Origin of the sequence: Parabacteroides vesiculifaciens (assembly GCF_049860805.1) — a bacterium.
Classification (GTDB): Bacteria; Bacteroidota; Bacteroidia; order Bacteroidales; family Tannerellaceae; genus Parabacteroides.
Map to the genome: position 1 here is coordinate 4,988,608 of NZ_CP187555.1, position 15,337 is coordinate 5,003,944.

11 protein-coding genes and 1 pseudogene are annotated in these 15,337 nt (G+C 52.0%); 8 read left to right on the forward strand and 4 right to left on the reverse strand.

Going from position 1 to position 15,337, the window contains the following annotated elements; translation table 11 throughout:
• The first annotated feature begins 185 nt into the window (after positions 1–185).
• Complete coding sequence (locus tag ACPYIV_RS20020) at positions 186–1,502, forward strand: DUF4270 family protein (protein WP_301704870.1); 1,317 nt, start codon at positions 186–188, stop codon at positions 1,500–1,502.
• On the forward strand, positions 1,489–2,697 hold the full coding sequence (locus ACPYIV_RS20025; protein WP_425884786.1) for a hypothetical protein: 1,209 nt from the start codon (positions 1,489–1,491) through the stop codon (positions 2,695–2,697). Before ACPYIV_RS20020 ends, ACPYIV_RS20025 begins: the two co-directional genes overlap by 14 nt.
• A 170-nt stretch (positions 2,698–2,867) precedes the next feature.
• Here ACPYIV_RS20025 and ACPYIV_RS20030 read toward each other — a convergent pair whose 3' ends face one another.
• The 4 genes from ACPYIV_RS20030 to ACPYIV_RS20045 form a co-directional block, all read right to left on the reverse strand.
• Complete coding sequence (locus tag ACPYIV_RS20030; protein ID WP_293739517.1) at positions 2,868–3,917, reverse strand: DUF2776 domain-containing protein; 1,050 nt, start codon at positions 3,915–3,917, stop codon at positions 2,868–2,870.
• 236 nt (positions 3,918–4,153) lie between these two features.
• Positions 4,154–4,501 (reverse strand): 50S ribosomal protein L19, encoded by a 348-nt coding sequence (gene rplS / locus ACPYIV_RS20035; RefSeq protein WP_293732729.1) that lies wholly within the window; start codon positions 4,499–4,501, stop codon positions 4,154–4,156.
• A 136-nt stretch (positions 4,502–4,637) separates the two neighbouring features.
• Complete coding sequence (locus ACPYIV_RS20040; protein ID WP_425884789.1) at positions 4,638–5,873, reverse strand: acetylxylan esterase; 1,236 nt, start codon at positions 5,871–5,873, stop codon at positions 4,638–4,640.
• A 37-nt stretch (positions 5,874–5,910) separates the two neighbouring features.
• Positions 5,911–6,684 carry an NIPSNAP family protein gene (locus ACPYIV_RS20045; protein ID WP_425884791.1) on the reverse strand — a complete coding sequence of 258 codons (774 nt, stop codon included), beginning with the start codon at positions 6,682–6,684 and terminating at the stop codon, positions 5,911–5,913.
• Positions 6,685–6,815: 131 nt separating this feature from the next.
• On the opposite strand from ACPYIV_RS20045, the gene ACPYIV_RS20050 reads away from it, so the two are divergent.
• From ACPYIV_RS20050 to fumC, 6 genes and pseudogenes are all read left to right on the forward strand, one after another.
• Positions 6,816–9,797: a glycoside hydrolase family 3 N-terminal domain-containing protein gene (locus tag ACPYIV_RS20050; RefSeq protein ID WP_425884793.1), complete on the forward strand. Its 2,982-nt coding sequence runs from the start codon at positions 6,816–6,818 to the stop codon at positions 9,795–9,797.
• A gap of 32 nt (positions 9,798–9,829) precedes the next feature.
• A complete protein-coding gene (locus tag ACPYIV_RS20055) occupies positions 9,830–10,861 on the forward strand; it encodes an aminotransferase class I/II-fold pyridoxal phosphate-dependent enzyme (protein ID WP_425884795.1) in 1,032 nt (343 codons plus the stop codon).
• A 212-nt stretch (positions 10,862–11,073) separates the two neighbouring features.
• Positions 11,074–11,931, forward strand: a complete 858-nt coding sequence (locus ACPYIV_RS20060) for an AraC family transcriptional regulator (protein ID WP_293732734.1) — start codon at positions 11,074–11,076, stop codon at positions 11,929–11,931.
• A 95-nt stretch (positions 11,932–12,026) separates the two neighbouring features.
• Positions 12,027–12,152, forward strand: a pseudogene (locus ACPYIV_RS20065) (AraC family transcriptional regulator); the annotation flags it as partial.
• Positions 12,153–12,490: 338 nt separating this feature from the next.
• Positions 12,491–13,834, forward strand: a complete 1,344-nt coding sequence (locus ACPYIV_RS20070) for an MATE family efflux transporter (RefSeq protein WP_425884797.1) — start codon at positions 12,491–12,493, stop codon at positions 13,832–13,834.
• A 12-nt stretch (positions 13,835–13,846) separates the two neighbouring features.
• Positions 13,847–15,262 (forward strand): class II fumarate hydratase, encoded by a 1,416-nt coding sequence (gene fumC / locus ACPYIV_RS20075; protein ID WP_293732736.1) that lies wholly within the window; start codon positions 13,847–13,849, stop codon positions 15,260–15,262.
• Positions 15,263–15,337 lie beyond the last annotated feature (75 nt).

A 15,337-nucleotide genomic window follows, 5' to 3' on the forward strand; every position in this document is an offset into this window, starting at 1 on the left:
ATCGGTGAACAGGCTGCTTTGTCCTGTGAACGGGCGTAAGGAAGAGGTGAATGCTGTTTTCGCCTTCCGGAAGACGTTGGCAGGGCTGCAAGGGCCATTGATAGAGAGAAAAGGGGCGTTGACAGGTTATTCTTGCAGGACAAGACGGGATTGAAGTTCTTTGCAAGCCGAAATATATAATATGTATGAACAAGATTCTGATTCCTTTTTGGCTGTTCCTGCTGTGTGGTTCTCTCTTTTCCTGTTATGATGAGAGCAATAGTTACGGGAATACATTGGTCGACAGTGCTTTTCGTAATATAACGGTCGACAGTTGCACGGTGACGGTGGCTTCGACCGTTATCGATTCGTTGGAAACAACCGGGCAGGGGCTCGCCTTAGTCGGCAAATACACCCATCCGGTATGGGGAACTGTTTCCGCCAGTGCTTATATCCCTTATTCGGTCCCTTCCTACACGACGGATGCGGACGAGGTGGTGAAGCTGGACTCCCTGGTCCTTGCCCTGTCCTATGGCGGCTACTCGCTCGGCGACACCCTGCAGGAGATGCGCCTTTCCATCCATCGCCTGCAGGAAAAGATATTCCTGAACGACAACGGCTACCTGTACAACAACTCTTCCTTTGGCTATGACCCGGAGCCGGTCGCCACCTGTACGTTCCGCCCTAAACCGGGCAACACGGAACGGCTGGAGATCCGCTTGCCGGACGAACTGGGCGAGGATATGCTCACACGCCTGCACAGCCGGAACGACCAGGTGTCGAGCGAACGGTTCGAGGACTATTTTAAAGGCCTTGTCGTGGTTCCCGACCCCGACGTTTGCCGGAACGTCGTGTCGTTCAGTGTTGGCGATACGGCTTCCGCCATGATCCTCTACTATCGTATAGAAGACGCGATAGCCGAAGAGGCGGAGTGTGTGATCAGCCCCAATACGGAAAAGCAGTTCTATCATGTCGACCATGACCGGGCGGGGACCGATATGGAGGGGCTTCCGTCGAAAAAGATCGAGGTGTCTTCCGGCGAATTGAACAACCGGGGCGTACTGTTCGGCGGGATCGGCTGGTACAGCCTTCTTGGTTTCCCGCATCTGAACGAGATCTTGCAACAGGGCGAACGAGTTTCCATCGAGTCGGGCTATCTGAAGATCTACCCGGAGGTCGGCTCCTGGTCGGAGTTTAATGCGTTGCCGGACAGTATCTACCTTTATATTATCGACGAGAACAATGTGGTGACGGATGCCGTTACCGATTATCTGGGCTCCGAGGTGCAGAGCGGGACGCTGGTCAAGGATGAGAGTTTCCGAGAGAACACCTATTACTATTTCGACATCAGCACCTTCCTGCAAGAAGAGTTGGGCGCTTTCGGGATGTATAAGCACAGCCTGAGGCTTGTTTTCAACGAAGACGATTATACACAGACGTTCCGCAACCTTACTTTCAGCGATCAGCAGGGGAAGTCACCCATTGTCTTACAACTAACTTATAAAATATATGAAAGCTACTAAATACGGATGGTTGCTTTGCCTGTTGTTTTCCCTGCCTGTGACGGGCCAGAATGTGATGACCTCCTCGCCCTATTCCATGTTCGGGGTGGGAGAGATTATGACCGGCCTGTCCGGTTCCAATACGGCTATGGGAGGCGTATCGATCGGTATGCGCGGGAAGATGTTTGTCAATACGGATAATCCGGCCGGGTTGGCTGGCCTCGATAGTTGCCGTCTGTTTGCCGAAGCTTCGGCCTTTGCCAAATGGGAGTCTTACCAGTCGAAGGGGGACAATAACCAAGCCTTTACGGGCAACTTCTCACGTTTTGCGCTGGCAGGCCGCATCATGCCTCGCTGGTATATGGCGGCGGGGTTGACGCCCTATAGTTCGGTCGGTTATTATTTCCAGAGCACACAGGAGCTGGAAGGTTCTCCCGGCTCTTATTATACGAGCACCTTTTCCGGCGACGGGGGATTGTCGAAAGTCTATCTCTCGAATGCTTTCCGGATATCACCCTCCTTGTCGGTCGGCGTTAACCTGAACTACCTCTTCGGCAATATGACGCAGTCGGAGACGCAGAGCACGATGTCTGTTTCGCAGAAGCTGTTCGGGCAGGCTTTCCTGGTTGACTTCGGTGCGCAGTATTCCCGCCGCCTGGGGCGTGAACTGAACCTGACGCTGGGTGCGGTCTACGGCCTTCCGCAGACGATACGGATGGAGAAGACAAAGACGCTGGTAGAAAACTCGAGCAGCAATTCCACCAATATGAAGCGTGTCAGCCAGACCTTGCCGCAATACGTCGGAGGCGGTGTTTCGGTGGAATATAAACGGATGACGTATGCGCTCGACTATATGTTTCGCCAGTATAGTTCGCTCACCTCGTCGGACAGCCGCGTCACGTTTCACGATTCGCACGTGCTGCGTGCCGGGCTTTGTTATTTTCCGGATGGTTACGGCTCTTCGAGCATTTGGAAACGGATGGATTATAAGATGGGTTTGGGCCTGTCTTCACCCTACTATATGCAGGTGAGAGGGCAATCCGGCTTATCATGGCGTGTCAGTGCCGGCTTGGGCTTCCCGTTGATGAACGGGCGGCTCCATACGGCTTTCTACTACGACCGTGTCAACCTGGACGGCAAAATGCTGAAACGGGGGATAACAGGTTTCACTGTCACCTACACATTGAGCGAACTCTTCTATAAGGTCAAATTATAAGATTTGCTTGGATCCGTTAGCTCTTTCTTCTTATCGCATTAGTACTTTCTTTACAATCCATTCGTTGTTCGCTTGGCGGCGGACGGTTTTTCTCTTGGTGGCGGACAACTGTTCGCCACCAAGAGAAAAAGATAAAAAATAAAGGCCTTTCTGCTAAACTCCGGCCTGTTTTAATGCGAAGAAGTACCGCTCTCCAGAATGCTGACAATGGAGAAGAGTGTGAAACAAATACCTCCCAGTCCCGCCAGTACACGCGCCGGGACGAAATAGTACCCGTGGACGGAACCCATCTCGAACAGGAACGCCGACAGGAATAAGCAAGTCAACGCGGTGAAGATCGGAATCAGCGGAATGCGGTTGGAGAGTTTGAACTCATGCCGCCAGATCTTCGAGAGCAGGATCACCTTGCTTGAGATACTGTAGCAGACCAATCCCAAGCCGATCATGATATAGCCTGTCGATCCGAGCGACATATTGGCTGTGCCCAATATCAGGATCAATCCCCAGATAATACATAGGCTGCCCATGATCAGAACCAGCACCGGCCATATCTTGCGTTCGGTGGGCGAGAAGATGTTCCGTATCTGGCGGGCAATGGTTGCAACCAGCGTGATCAGGCTGGTACAGATGCAGGCAAGCCCGATCATCACATGTCCGGCGACGAAATATTTCGGATGTAAGCCGCTTTTAGCTAATAGGACGAACGCCCATACCCAGGTTGTCAGCGAAAGGATAACGGCAATGGCGATCAGCATCAGCCCTTGTGTGCGGGTGAAAGCCTTAGGCGGCACATCGTGGTCGTTTTTCCTGGCGTTCACTGTGATCATGGTGAAACGGGTGGAAGAAGTGGCAGTCGTCGCTACGCAGGCGGTGATAAACCCGACGCCGCATACTACGTGTCCGGCGACGAACGAAGCCGCGTCTGTCGAAGCATGCAGGATATGTACCCCGCCGATGACGGCCAATGCAGCCGAGAGATAGCCGATTCCCGGCAGCACGTATTTGCTGACTTGCCCGAACGTCCCGATGATCTGCCGGATGATGGTGGCGGCCGTCGAGAAGAGAGCGATACATATCATACCCAGCGAGAAGACCACCGGTCCCGCCACATACCGGTTCGGATCTGTCCCATAAGAGGTGACAAACCAGCCGTAACCGAAGCAAAACAGGGCCATGAGTAAAGGAATTGCCCTGAACAGAACGCTAATGCCGTAATTCATAGGATCATTATTTTTGAGTTTTCAGACAAACAACGCCTGCCGGAGGTTTGTTCCTGTTCTTTACATTTTATAAATACTTTTAGGTGTAGCCGGTTGAGCTGCCTATGAACTTGGGATTTCGTCTGCATTGGATTAGGAACCGATGCAGACGAAATCATAAACCGATGCGCATCAAACAAAAAAGCCGTCCGAAATAAATCGGACGGCTTTTTTGTATGGCAATAGAACCACAGAGATTACACTCTTCTTTCTTTGATTCTTGCTTTCTTACCGGTAAGAGCGCGCAGGTAATACAATTTAGCACGACGTACTTTACCGAATTTGTTTACAGTGATGCTTTCGATGAACGGAGATTCGATCGGGAAAATACGTTCTACACCTACGTTCTCAGACATCTTACGCACTGTGAAGCGTTTTTTGTCGCCATGACCGGAGATGCGGATTACGACACCTCTGTACTGCTGGATACGTTCTTTGTTACCTTCTTTGATACGGTAAGCTACTGTAATAGTGTCACCACTCTTGAATGCAGGAAATTCCTTCTTCGTAGCAAACGCTTCTTCTACAACTTTAATTAAATCCATTGTTTTATAGCTTTTTAGTTATAATTTTTAATGAAACGCAATGTAACGGGCTACTTGTCCCGACAGAGATTACGCAAAGCGGATGCAAAGTAACGAAATAATTATTTGATACGCAAGCGGGAACTTGAATTAAATTTTACTTCAGCCACTTATCGGCAAAGCGGATGTAGTTCTCCCAGTCGAAATCCGTCACATCGTGCACCCCTGTACGGTTGTGGTAGGCGATGCGGTTGACGACCGGCGTATTGACCGTCGGCATCGTGGTCGTTTCCAATCCCTTCATTCCGTAGAGCTTATAAACTTCACCAGCATAGGCCGCCGAAAGGAACTCCCCTTTCGGGTCGGACCAACGGTCTTCTTCGGCGCTTGCCACATAAAGGGGACGGGGAGCGATGAGGGCCAGCAGTTCATGCTGGTCGACCGGCAATTCGTTTTCCTTCTTGTTGTACCGGCGGAAGTTCTTGCAGAACCAGTGGGGGAAAACGTTGTTGATCCGGTTGACCGTTTCGCCTACCTGCCGCTGGGACAAGGCTGCACCGCCGCAACCGGATTCGTTGGAGATGACGATGGCGAAACGCGGATCTGTCGCTCCTGCCCAGAGGGAGGTTTTGCCCAGGCGGGAGTGCCCCATCAGGATGATCTTGGAGGCATCCACCTGCCGGTCTGTTTCGAGGTAATCCAGGACACGGCTGTAGCCCCAGGCCCAGGCGGCGATCGCTTGTCCGCCATCTGCCGGAATATCGCCTTCCGATGGATAACCGAAGAGGGCGAGGATGCTTTCGGCATATCTGTCTTTGCTGTCGGGGAAGAAGTCGAAGTAGTGGACGGTGGCAAGACCGTAACCGGCATCGATGATCTTTTCTAACGGCCAGCGGGATGCCTGGTTGCCGCGCGGCAGATCGGAATATTGTGACGGGATGATGTCCGGATCAGCCGAAACAGTCTGGTTCCCCTGGAAGTTGAAGTGCAGGAATACCGGCACTTTGGTTTTGATATGGTTCGGGAGATACATCAGCAGCAAGGCTTTCCGTTCGACGCCGTTGCGGGTGAACGTGATCTCGATCTGCTTGCGGGTGGCACTGCCGTCGAGGGCGCTGTGGTTGTCGTCCAGCTTCTTGTAGGACACGTCCACTTTGTCCGCCGGGAGCTTCCCATATACCTGTCCGGCAAAGATGGACAACAGTTCCGGGCGTCTGGTTTGTTCCCATTGCTGCACGGTTGTGACCTTCTGCCCGTTTGCCGTTTCCAACAGGGCAGGCAAGGTGTAAGGCGGTATTTTGCTTTCGTCGTAGTTCGCTTCGCCGGCTTCCTGGGCGTGCAGACCCAGCAGGCTACAGGCGAAAAGGAATAAGATGGGTACTATTTGTTTCATGGTGGTATGACTGTATTATGGAGAATGATAAAGCGTGTTATATCTGCGAATAGGGCAGAGGCGAGAGGAACAAGCTGGTGTTACGGGTGGCCGTATTGGCATATTCGGGAAGGTTCTTGATCCGTTGCCAGTCGGGATGCGTGCGGAATTTATCCCAGGCGGCATTGCGTGTCGGCTCGTCCTTGTACCATGTGAGGTACATCACCGCCGGCATAATCGGGCCTGCCAGCACTTCCCCGTAGCAGACGGAGTTGATACCGACTTTGTCGAACACATCGATCTCGTCTTTATTGAACATCGCCACCTTCCGTTGGTTCGCCTCTTCGTTGGGGCTGTGGTACGTGCGCAGTTCGAACAGCGTCCGGTTCTTATCCGGCGTCAACAGGGAAGGGACCTTGTCGAACGCTTCACAAAGGAAACTCTCGAAGTTGAAATAAGCAGGGGCGGAGGCCGTCTTGTCGAAGTAAGGCTGTGCCGCTTTCCGGAATGCGGTGTCTTCCCATATCTCACGTTTTACCTTATAATAAGAGGTGATGTCTGGGTAGACGAACAACAGCAGGCGCCGTTCTTTTTCTTCTTTTTTGTAGGGGACGAAAGCGCCGGCCTTGATGCCTTTTCGGTTATAAGCCGGGATCAGTGTGTCGCTGAAGAATGTGTCCAATCCGTCGCCTCCGCTTTCCAGCGTGTAAATGCGCCATTCGTATATTTGCTTCTTGGGTGAAGCAGTCTTTTCTGAGGTAGCAGCTATTCCGCTGATTGCCGGGAGTGTAGCCAACATACCTGTCAGCTTCATAAAGTGTCTTCTTTGCATGGTTCCTTAGGATTTAAATAAAAAATTAGTTAGTAAACACCTCAAAGGTAGGTAATATCAGGGTAATTTTCTTACATTTGAACGGCAATATTGTTAGGATTCATTCAATTTTGACGAAGAAAGAAGTTCAGATGAAGAAAATATATATCTTTTTATTTAGTTGTGTTACCGTTCTTTCCGCTGTTGCACAGACGACGCCTAATCTTTACAGGGCAGCGGACAAAGCAAAGATGAACCATTGGGTAGACTCCGTTTTTGATTCGATGAGCTACGACGAACGTATCGGGCAACTCTTTATGGTGATCGCCAACCCGAAGTCCGATACGCGCAATATGCAACGCCTGATGCGCTATGTCAATGAGATAAAGATCGGCGGCATCCTTTTCCATAAAGGCGATCCGGTGACACAGGCCGAAGTGACGAACCGCCTGCAAAAGGCTTCCCGCATCCCGATGCTCGTCTCGCTGGATGGCGAATGGGGACTTTCGATGCGTCTCTCCGGTACAACCCGTTTTCCGAAGAACATGATGTTGGGAGCCATCGAAAACGACAAGCTGATAACCGAATACGGCAAGGAGGTCGCCCGCCAGTGCAAGGAGATGGGCATCCACATCAATTTCGCCCCGGATATGGATGTGAACAGCAACACCGATAACCCCGTGATCGGACTCCGCTCTTTCGGCGAGAACCCGCAGGCAGTAGCCGACAAGGGCCTGGCCTATGCCCGCGGGCTGGAAGGGCAAGGCATCCTGTCCGTCGCCAAGCATTTTCCCGGACATGGCGATACCGACGAAGACTCTCACTACACGTTGCCCGCCGTCCATCACGACCGGGCGCGTTTAGACAGTGTGGAGCTATTGCCTTTCAGACGCTACATCTATGATGGCTATGCCGGCATGATGACCGGGCATCTCTATGTACCGACCTTGGACAAGGCACGTAATAAGCCTGTATCCATGTCTCATGCCGTTGTCACTGGTCTGTTGCAAAAGGAGCTGGGCTTCGAGGGCTTATGCTTCACCGATGCCCTGGCTATGAAAGGCGCTACTACCCGTAAGTCCGACAATCCTTCTGTCAAGGCGTTGTTGGCCGGTAACGATATCCTGCTGGCGCCGGTAGCCCCGATCAATGACTTCGCCGCTGTGAAGGAAGCGCTTGAAGAAGGTATTTTGGATACGGAAGAGATAGAAGCAAAGGTCATCAAGATCCTGCAATATAAATACATCGCCGGACTGAACGACTACCGCCCGGTCGATACGAAAGGCTTGTCCGGACGGCTCAACTCTCCTCATGCAGCATGGTTGGCTGCCAAGTTGAACGCCGAAGCCATCACCCTTTTGAAGAATGAGGGCGATATCATCCCCCTGAAACAACTGGATAAGAAAAAGATTGCCGCCCTGTCTATCGGCGACGGAGTCGGGAACGCGTTTCAGGAGATGCTGGGCCGCTATGACTCAGTCTCCTGTTTCAGCATCAGCCGCAACGCGACGGCCGCACAGGTGCAGAGTGTATATAAGAAACTGGAGAAATACGATGTGATCATTTGCGGCGTGCATACCGTCCGCATCCCGGAGAGCCTGGCCCTGCGCCAGTTGGCAGACCGGAAAGAAGTGATCTATGCTTTTTTCACCTTGCCCTATTTCTGTAAGGAATATAAACCTTCCATTTTGAAAGCAAAGGCGGTAGTGATGGCTTACGAAGGGACGCCGCTTGCCCAGGAATATGCCGCCCAAGCCATCTTCGGTGGGATTGCCGCCAAAGGGAAGCTCCCAGTCTCCATCCCCGGCCTTTATACCGCCGGGACGGGGGTGTTTACCGAAAAGACACGCCTCGGTTATCACGAGCCGGAGGAGGTCGGCGCGAATCCAGAACGCTTAGACGTGATCGCTTCGATTGTTGAAGAGGGGTTGGAGCAAAAGGCTTTCCCCGGTTGCCAGGTGTTGGTTGCCAAAGACGGGATGATTATCTACGACAAATCGTTCGGCTATTTCGGTTACGACCGGAAACAGGCGGTTGACGGGAACTCCGTCTACGATCTGGCTTCCGCCTCCAAAGCGGCAGGTACGTTGCTCGCCGTGATGAAAGCCTATGACGACAAGAAGTTCATGCTGAACAGCAAGATTTCCGATTTTGTCCCCGAACTGAAGGATTCGGACAAGAAGAACCTGATCGTCAAAGACCTGCTCTATCATCAGTCCGGTCTGACGCCGACCATTAACTTCTACCTGAACGCGATCGACAAGGACAGCTACAAAGGCAGCCTCTACAGCAGCGCGAAGAACCAGGCGCATCCGATCCGTTTCGATGCCCGGACTTACGTGCGCAACGACTTCTCTTTCCTGCCCGGCTTAGTTTCCTTTAACAGGAAACCGGGCTTTACCACGGAAGTGGCCCGCAATATGTATCTGCACGATTCTTTCAAAGACACCATTATCCGGGAAATCAAAGATTCACGCCTCGGCGTACGGGGCAAATACAAATACAGTTGCATCAATTTCATCCTGTTGAAGATGATGGTCGAGAAGCAGATGCATCAACCGATGGACCGCCTCCTGCGCGACACATTCTTCCGTAAACTCGGCGCTTGGCATACGACCTACAACCCGTTGCATATCCTCGACACGATGCAGATTGTCCCGACCGAGGACGACCAATTTGTCCGCCGCCAGCTGCTTCGCGGCTATGTGCACGACGAGGCGGCTGCCTTCCAGGGGGGCGTTTCGGGCAATGCCGGGCTTTTCTCCAATGCGGGCGACCTGGCGAAAGTATTGCAACTCTACCTGAACCTGGGAAGTTATGGGGGCGAAGAATACCTCTCCAAAGAAACCGGCCGTCTCTTCACCCAAAGTAAAAGCCCGACCTGCCGCCGCGGCCTGGGGTTCGACAAGCCGGTAGTCGGCGGGGGCAAAAGTTCTCCCTGCGGCACGTTGGCTCCTGCCTCCGTCTATGGGCATACCGGTTTTACAGGCACTTGCTTCTGGGTGGATCCGGATAACAACCTGCTCTATATCTTCCTGTCCAACCGTGTGAACCCGACGCGGGCTAACAACAAACTCGGTTCGCTGGATATCCGCACACGTATCCAAGACGCCATCTATAAAGCAATTAAATAAATCATAATTCATAAATCATAATTCTCAAAAAGATGTTATTCGGACACGGTGACGATCACTATAATTCGCAGAAAGAAGTAAAGATCAATTTCAGTTCGAATGTATGGCATGGGGCCGACCTTCGCACACTCAGGGAACACCTGTACGGGCAGTTTTATGAACTCACGCGTTATCCGGAACCGGATGCTTCTTCTCTGAAAAGATTACTTGCCCGCTGCTATGAGGTGGAAGAGGAAAATATAGTGGTTACGAACGGCTCCATCACGGCTTTCTATCTGCTGGCGCAAACCTGGAAAGGAGCGAAATCCGCTATCGCCGTCCCTTCTTTTGCCGAGTATGAAGATGCGTGCCGCCTGCACGGGCACGAGGTCAGTTTCTTTCCCACTTCGTGCGACCTGTCCGGCCTTTCGCTCGAAGGACAGGACTTCTGCTGGATCTGCAATCCGAACAACCCGGACGGCAAGCTGATCCGCCGGGCGGAACTATTGGCATTGATCGAAGCAAATCCGCAAACAGTCTTTATCATCGACCAGGCATACGTCGCCTTCACGACGGAAGAGTTGCTGAGGCCTTCGGACGTCCACGACCATCCGAACCTGATCCTGATACAATCGATCTCGAAAGCGCATAATATCCCCGGACTCCGCATCGGTTACCTGATCGCCTCTCCGGAGAAGGTGGAAGAAATAAACCGGTATATCATCCCCTGGTCTGTCAATGCAATCGCTGTGGAGGCCGGCAAATACATTCTGACGCATCCGGAGCAATATATCCTGCCCATCCGCGAGTGGCAGCGCGAGACGGCCGAACTGATCGACCGGCTGAACGAATTGGGCGGCCTGGAAGCCTTGCCGACATCCGTGACCTTCTTCCTGGTCCGCCTGAAAAAGGGAACGGCCGCGGCGTTGAAGCAGTATTTGTGGAACAATCACGGCCTCCTGATCCGCGATGCCTCCAACTTCCGCAGTTTAGACGATACCTATATCCGTATATCGGCACAGACAGCAGCCGAGAACGAGGTGCTTGTCGGTGCGGTACGGGAGTGGCTCTTTTTTATACTCTGACTTGTCTTAGCTCTTACCCGAGCCTCGTCTTAGGGAACAGTTGTTTAGTTGTGCGTAAATCATAAAGATATGGATCGATTCCGGTTGCAAAGCTATTATTCTTGGCCGGAAAGGGTGGTTATCTTTTCGTAATTATTGATAAGTTAGCAAGATTGGAAAAGTGGACGGCCGGGAAGGTCGTTACCTTTGCGAAGTAAAAACAGAAAAAGAATATGCAACAACGAACAACGACAAGAGAGGAGTATCTGAAACGGGTTAACCTGGTGATCGAGTATATTAATAACCATCTGGGAGATGATATCGACCTGAACCTGCTGGCTGAAATGTCGCATTTGTCCACCTGTCATTTTCACCGGGTGATGAGTGCGTTCTTAGGGGAGCCGCTGGGGGCGTTCATTGTGCGGAAACGGATCGAGACTGCAGCTCACCTGCTCCGCTACACGGATATGTCCGTCGGGGATATCGCCTACCGCATCGGGTATGGTGCACCCTCTTCGCTGTCGAAGGCGTTCAGGCAATTCTATTCTATTTCACCAAACGAATACAGAAACAATAAAGAGTACACGATTATGAGACCAGAAAAGATATGGCCCGACTTGCAGTTGGAGTCCGAGATTAAAGAAATCCCCGTCCGCAATGTGATCTACATCCGCCTGATGGGAAACTACCAGTTGAACGATTATGGCGGAACCTGGGTGCGGCTGCTTACGTTTGCCCGCGAACAGAACCTGCCGGTGACGGATCCCTGTCCGCTTTGTATCTACCACGACGATCCGAAGGTGACCTCCGAAGATAAACTCCGTACGGATGTCTGCATGATAATGCCCGAGCCGGTCCAGCCGAAAGGAGAGATCGGAGCGAAGCAGATCCCTGCCGGACGCTATGCTTCCTTTATTTATGAAGGATCGTACGAATATTTGCAGGCTGTTTACGATACGATCTATGCAAAGAAACTGCCGGAGATGGGCTGTACGCTCCGCGACGAGCCGAGCTACGAACGCTATCTGAACGATCCCTGCGTTACGAAGCCGGAAGAACTGTTGACGGAAATTTGTATTCCGGTCCAGTAGTCCTTTCTTCTTCGGGAGAGTCGGAGCGGGTGCAGGATTGCGCTTTGCTTTGCGGGCAGTCGGTCGGTTATTCCGATATCCGGCTGATGGGGAGGCTCAGGATTATCCGTTTCCAGCATGTCCTTTCCGTCCTGCAGGCGTCACCGGGCATCTTATTCTCGCGCTTGGCTTACGAATGCGGGTATTCCGATCAGTCCCACCTGATCAATGAATTTAAAATGAAAGCACAGGAGTTCGGGGTGGATGTGAAAAGTCCGACCGTACTGGAATGGGCGGAAAAGTATCGACCGGAATAATTATGTCCCCGGAAGTGCATCTTCCGGGGAAAAGTTATACATTTGCCCCGTGATCCATTCAAACAAGATGTTCAACTTATGAAACACCAACTCTGTATATAGCGTCTCTACACTGACATGGCAGGCTGAAATACTTCCGGCCTGCTCTACGCTATCCTATACATATCAATACAGGGTACGATTTACTATACATTTATTTTATTCATCAGCCGGGATGCCTTCCTCGGAGGAGGTGTGTCTTGGCGTATACTTTAAGTTGGACTATGAACTTTACTTATAAACAAATCTGGCTTATCAACTATCCGGTGATGATGAGCCTTCTGATGGAACAATTGATCAATATGACGGATGCCGTGTTTCTGGGACGTGTCGGCGAAGTGGAGCTGGGCGCTTCGGCACTGGCGTGTATGTATTATCTGGCAATCTATATGCTGGGTTTTGGATTCGGGTTGGGAATACAGGTCTTGGTGGCCCGGAAGAACGGGGAAGGGCGGTTGGCCGAAACGGGCGAGGTGTTCTGGCAGGGACAGTATTTCCTGTTGGTTCTGGCTTTGGCATTGTGCCTGCTGTCCGGGCTGTTATCCCCGTTTCTCCTTCGGCGGATGATTGCTTCCGATGCGGTCTGGCAGGCGGTGGCCGACTATGTGAGTTGGCGCAACTTCGGGTTGTTCTTTGCCTTTCCTGTATTGGCATTCCGCTCTTTCTTTGTCGGGATAACGAAGACAAAGATTCTGATTGTAAACTCGGTACTGATGGCACTGGTGAATGTCGTGCTGAATTACGCCCTGATATTCGGACGCTTTGGATTCCCCGTACTGGGGATTTCGGGGGCGGCGATCGCCTCTTCGCTGGCGGAAGGCTTCTCGCTGCTGTTCTTTATCTTTTACGTATGGAAGAAGGTGGACTGGGAGCGGTTCGGGTTGAGGCCGTCATTCAACTGGGGGGTGTTGGGGCAGCTATGCCGTCTGTCGGTATGGACGATGATACGCTCGTTTGTTTGTGTGATTCCCTGGTTTTATTTCTTTGTGGTGATCGAGCATTTAGGGGAAAGCCGGCTGGCGATTGCCAATATCATACGGAATGTCTTTACACTATTCTTTGTCATCATGAATTCGTTTGCGACGACAACGAGTGCGCTGGTCAGCAACCTGATCGGCAGTGGAAAGCCGGGGCAGGTAATGCCGCTTTGCCGGAAAGTGATGGGGTTGAGCTACGGGATCGGGGCGCCGCTTGTGTTGCTGGCGCTGCTTTTCCCGGCAGCCGTGTTGCGGGTTTATACGAATGAAGCGTCGCTTATTGCCGGTGCATTCTGGCCTTATTTGGTGATGCTGACAAACTATTTCGTGGCGATTCCCGGCTATGTCTATTGCAACGCGGTGATCGGGACCGGGCATACACGGACGGCTTTTGCTTTCCAACTGGTGACGATTGCAGGATATGTCGTGTATCTCCTTCTGCTGTCTTCTTTCCCGGAGGTACCGTTAGCTGTTTTCTGGACGGCGGACCATGTATATGTGCTGCTGCTCTTCCTCCTTTCTTATTTGTATATGAGGAAACGGTATAAACAATTCAATCTTAGCCCGGTTTTATATAAAGAAGACATTTAAAATTTGCTTTTTATGGAATATCGGATAGAAAAAGACACGATGGGGGAGGTAAAAGTCCCCATCGATGCCTATTATGGTGCACAGACACAACGCAGCGTGGACAATTTCAAGATTGCCCGGGATATTAACCGTATGCCGAAAGAGGTGATACGCGGGTTTGCCTATCTGAAAAAGGCGGCAGCGGTGGCAAATAAGGAGGCGGGTGTCTTATCGGCAGAGAAATGCGACCTGATCGGGCGCGTCTGTGACGAGATACTGGCGGGCAAGCTCGACGACCAGTTTCCGTTGGTGGTCTGGCAGACCGGAAGCGGCACGCAGACCAATATGAATGTGAATGAAGTCATCGCCAACCGGGCCCAAGTCCTGAACGGCGGTAAGCTGACGGATAAAGAGAAGGTGTTGTCGCCGAACGACGATGTGAACAAGTCACAATCCTCCAACGATACCTTCCCGACAGCTATGCATATCGCAGCCTATATCATGGTGAAGGAGGTTACCCTTCCCGGTCTCGAGAAGCTGCTTAAGACGCTTCAGAAGAAAAGTCGCGACTTCATGCCGATCGTCAAGATCGGGCGTACGCACTTTATGGATGCCACCCCGCTGACGTTGGGGCAGGAGTTCAGTGGCTATGCCTCCCAGTTGGAGCATGGAATCCGGGCGATAAAGAACGCCTTGCCGCATCTTGCCGAACTGGCGATCGGTGGAACGGCAGTCGGAACGGGTATCAACACGCCGCCCAACTTTGACGAATGTGTGTCGAAACGTGTTTCGGAGATGACGGATCAGCCTTTCGTCCAGGCTCCGAATAAGTTCGAAGCGCTTGCCACGCACGATGCTATTGTAGAAGCGCATGGCGCTTTGAAGTTGGTCGCCGTCAGCCTGATGAAGATCGCAAATGATATCCGTATGTTGAGCTCCGGCCCGCGTGCAGGCATCGGTGAGATCCATCTGCCGGAGAACGAGCCGGGGTCTTCCATTATGCCGGGGAAGGTTAACCCGACGCAGTGCGAAGCCTTGACGATGATTGCCGCCCAGGTGATGGGAAATGACGTGGCGATCTCGGTCGGGGGTGCAAACGGGCAGTTCGAGCTGAATGTGTTCAAGCCGATGATTATCTATAACTTCCTGCATAGTGCCCGTCTGATCGGCGAAGGTTGTTTGAACTTCAACGACCGTTGCGCCGTCGGTATCGAACCGGTAAAGGAGAATATCAAGAAACATCTGGATGATTCGCTGATGCTTGTCACGGCTCTGAATCCGAAGATCGGTTATTATAAGGCGGCTTCTATTGCACAGAAAGCCTTTAAGGAAAACAAAACGCTGAAAGAGGCGGCTGTCGAATTAGGGTTGCTGACTGCGGAGGAGTTCGACGAGTGGGTTGATCCTGCTAAAATGGTAGGAGACGTATCTGCGCTTTACGCTCACTAACTGAGGCCGGAGGTAGAGCCTGGCGGCTTTGTTGGGGATTGTAGAAAGCCGGTTTTGGTTGATAACAGTTGGTAT

Coding starts and splice junctions, on each gene's coding strand:
- ACPYIV_RS20020 (WP_301704870.1), top strand. CDS start 186: ATGAACAAGATTCTGATTCCTTTTTGGCTGTTCCTGCTGTGTGGTTCT.
- ACPYIV_RS20025 (WP_425884786.1), top strand. CDS start 1,489: ATGAAAGCTACTAAATACGGATGGTTGCTTTGCCTGTTGTTTTCCCTG.
- ACPYIV_RS20030 (WP_293739517.1), bottom strand. CDS start 3,917: ATGAATTACGGCATTAGCGTTCTGTTCAGGGCAATTCCTTTACTCATG.
- rplS (WP_293732729.1), bottom strand. CDS start 4,501: ATGGATTTAATTAAAGTTGTAGAAGAAGCGTTTGCTACGAAGAAGGAA.
- ACPYIV_RS20040 (WP_425884789.1), bottom strand. CDS start 5,873: ATGAAACAAATAGTACCCATCTTATTCCTTTTCGCCTGTAGCCTGCTG.
- ACPYIV_RS20045 (WP_425884791.1), bottom strand. CDS start 6,684: ATGCAAAGAAGACACTTTATGAAGCTGACAGGTATGTTGGCTACACTC.
- ACPYIV_RS20050 (WP_425884793.1), top strand. CDS start 6,816: ATGAAGAAAATATATATCTTTTTATTTAGTTGTGTTACCGTTCTTTCC.
- ACPYIV_RS20055 (WP_425884795.1), top strand. CDS start 9,830: ATGTTATTCGGACACGGTGACGATCACTATAATTCGCAGAAAGAAGTA.
- ACPYIV_RS20060 (WP_293732734.1), top strand. CDS start 11,074: ATGCAACAACGAACAACGACAAGAGAGGAGTATCTGAAACGGGTTAAC.
- ACPYIV_RS20070 (WP_425884797.1), top strand. CDS start 12,491: ATGAACTTTACTTATAAACAAATCTGGCTTATCAACTATCCGGTGATG.
- fumC (WP_293732736.1), top strand. CDS start 13,847: ATGGAATATCGGATAGAAAAAGACACGATGGGGGAGGTAAAAGTCCCC.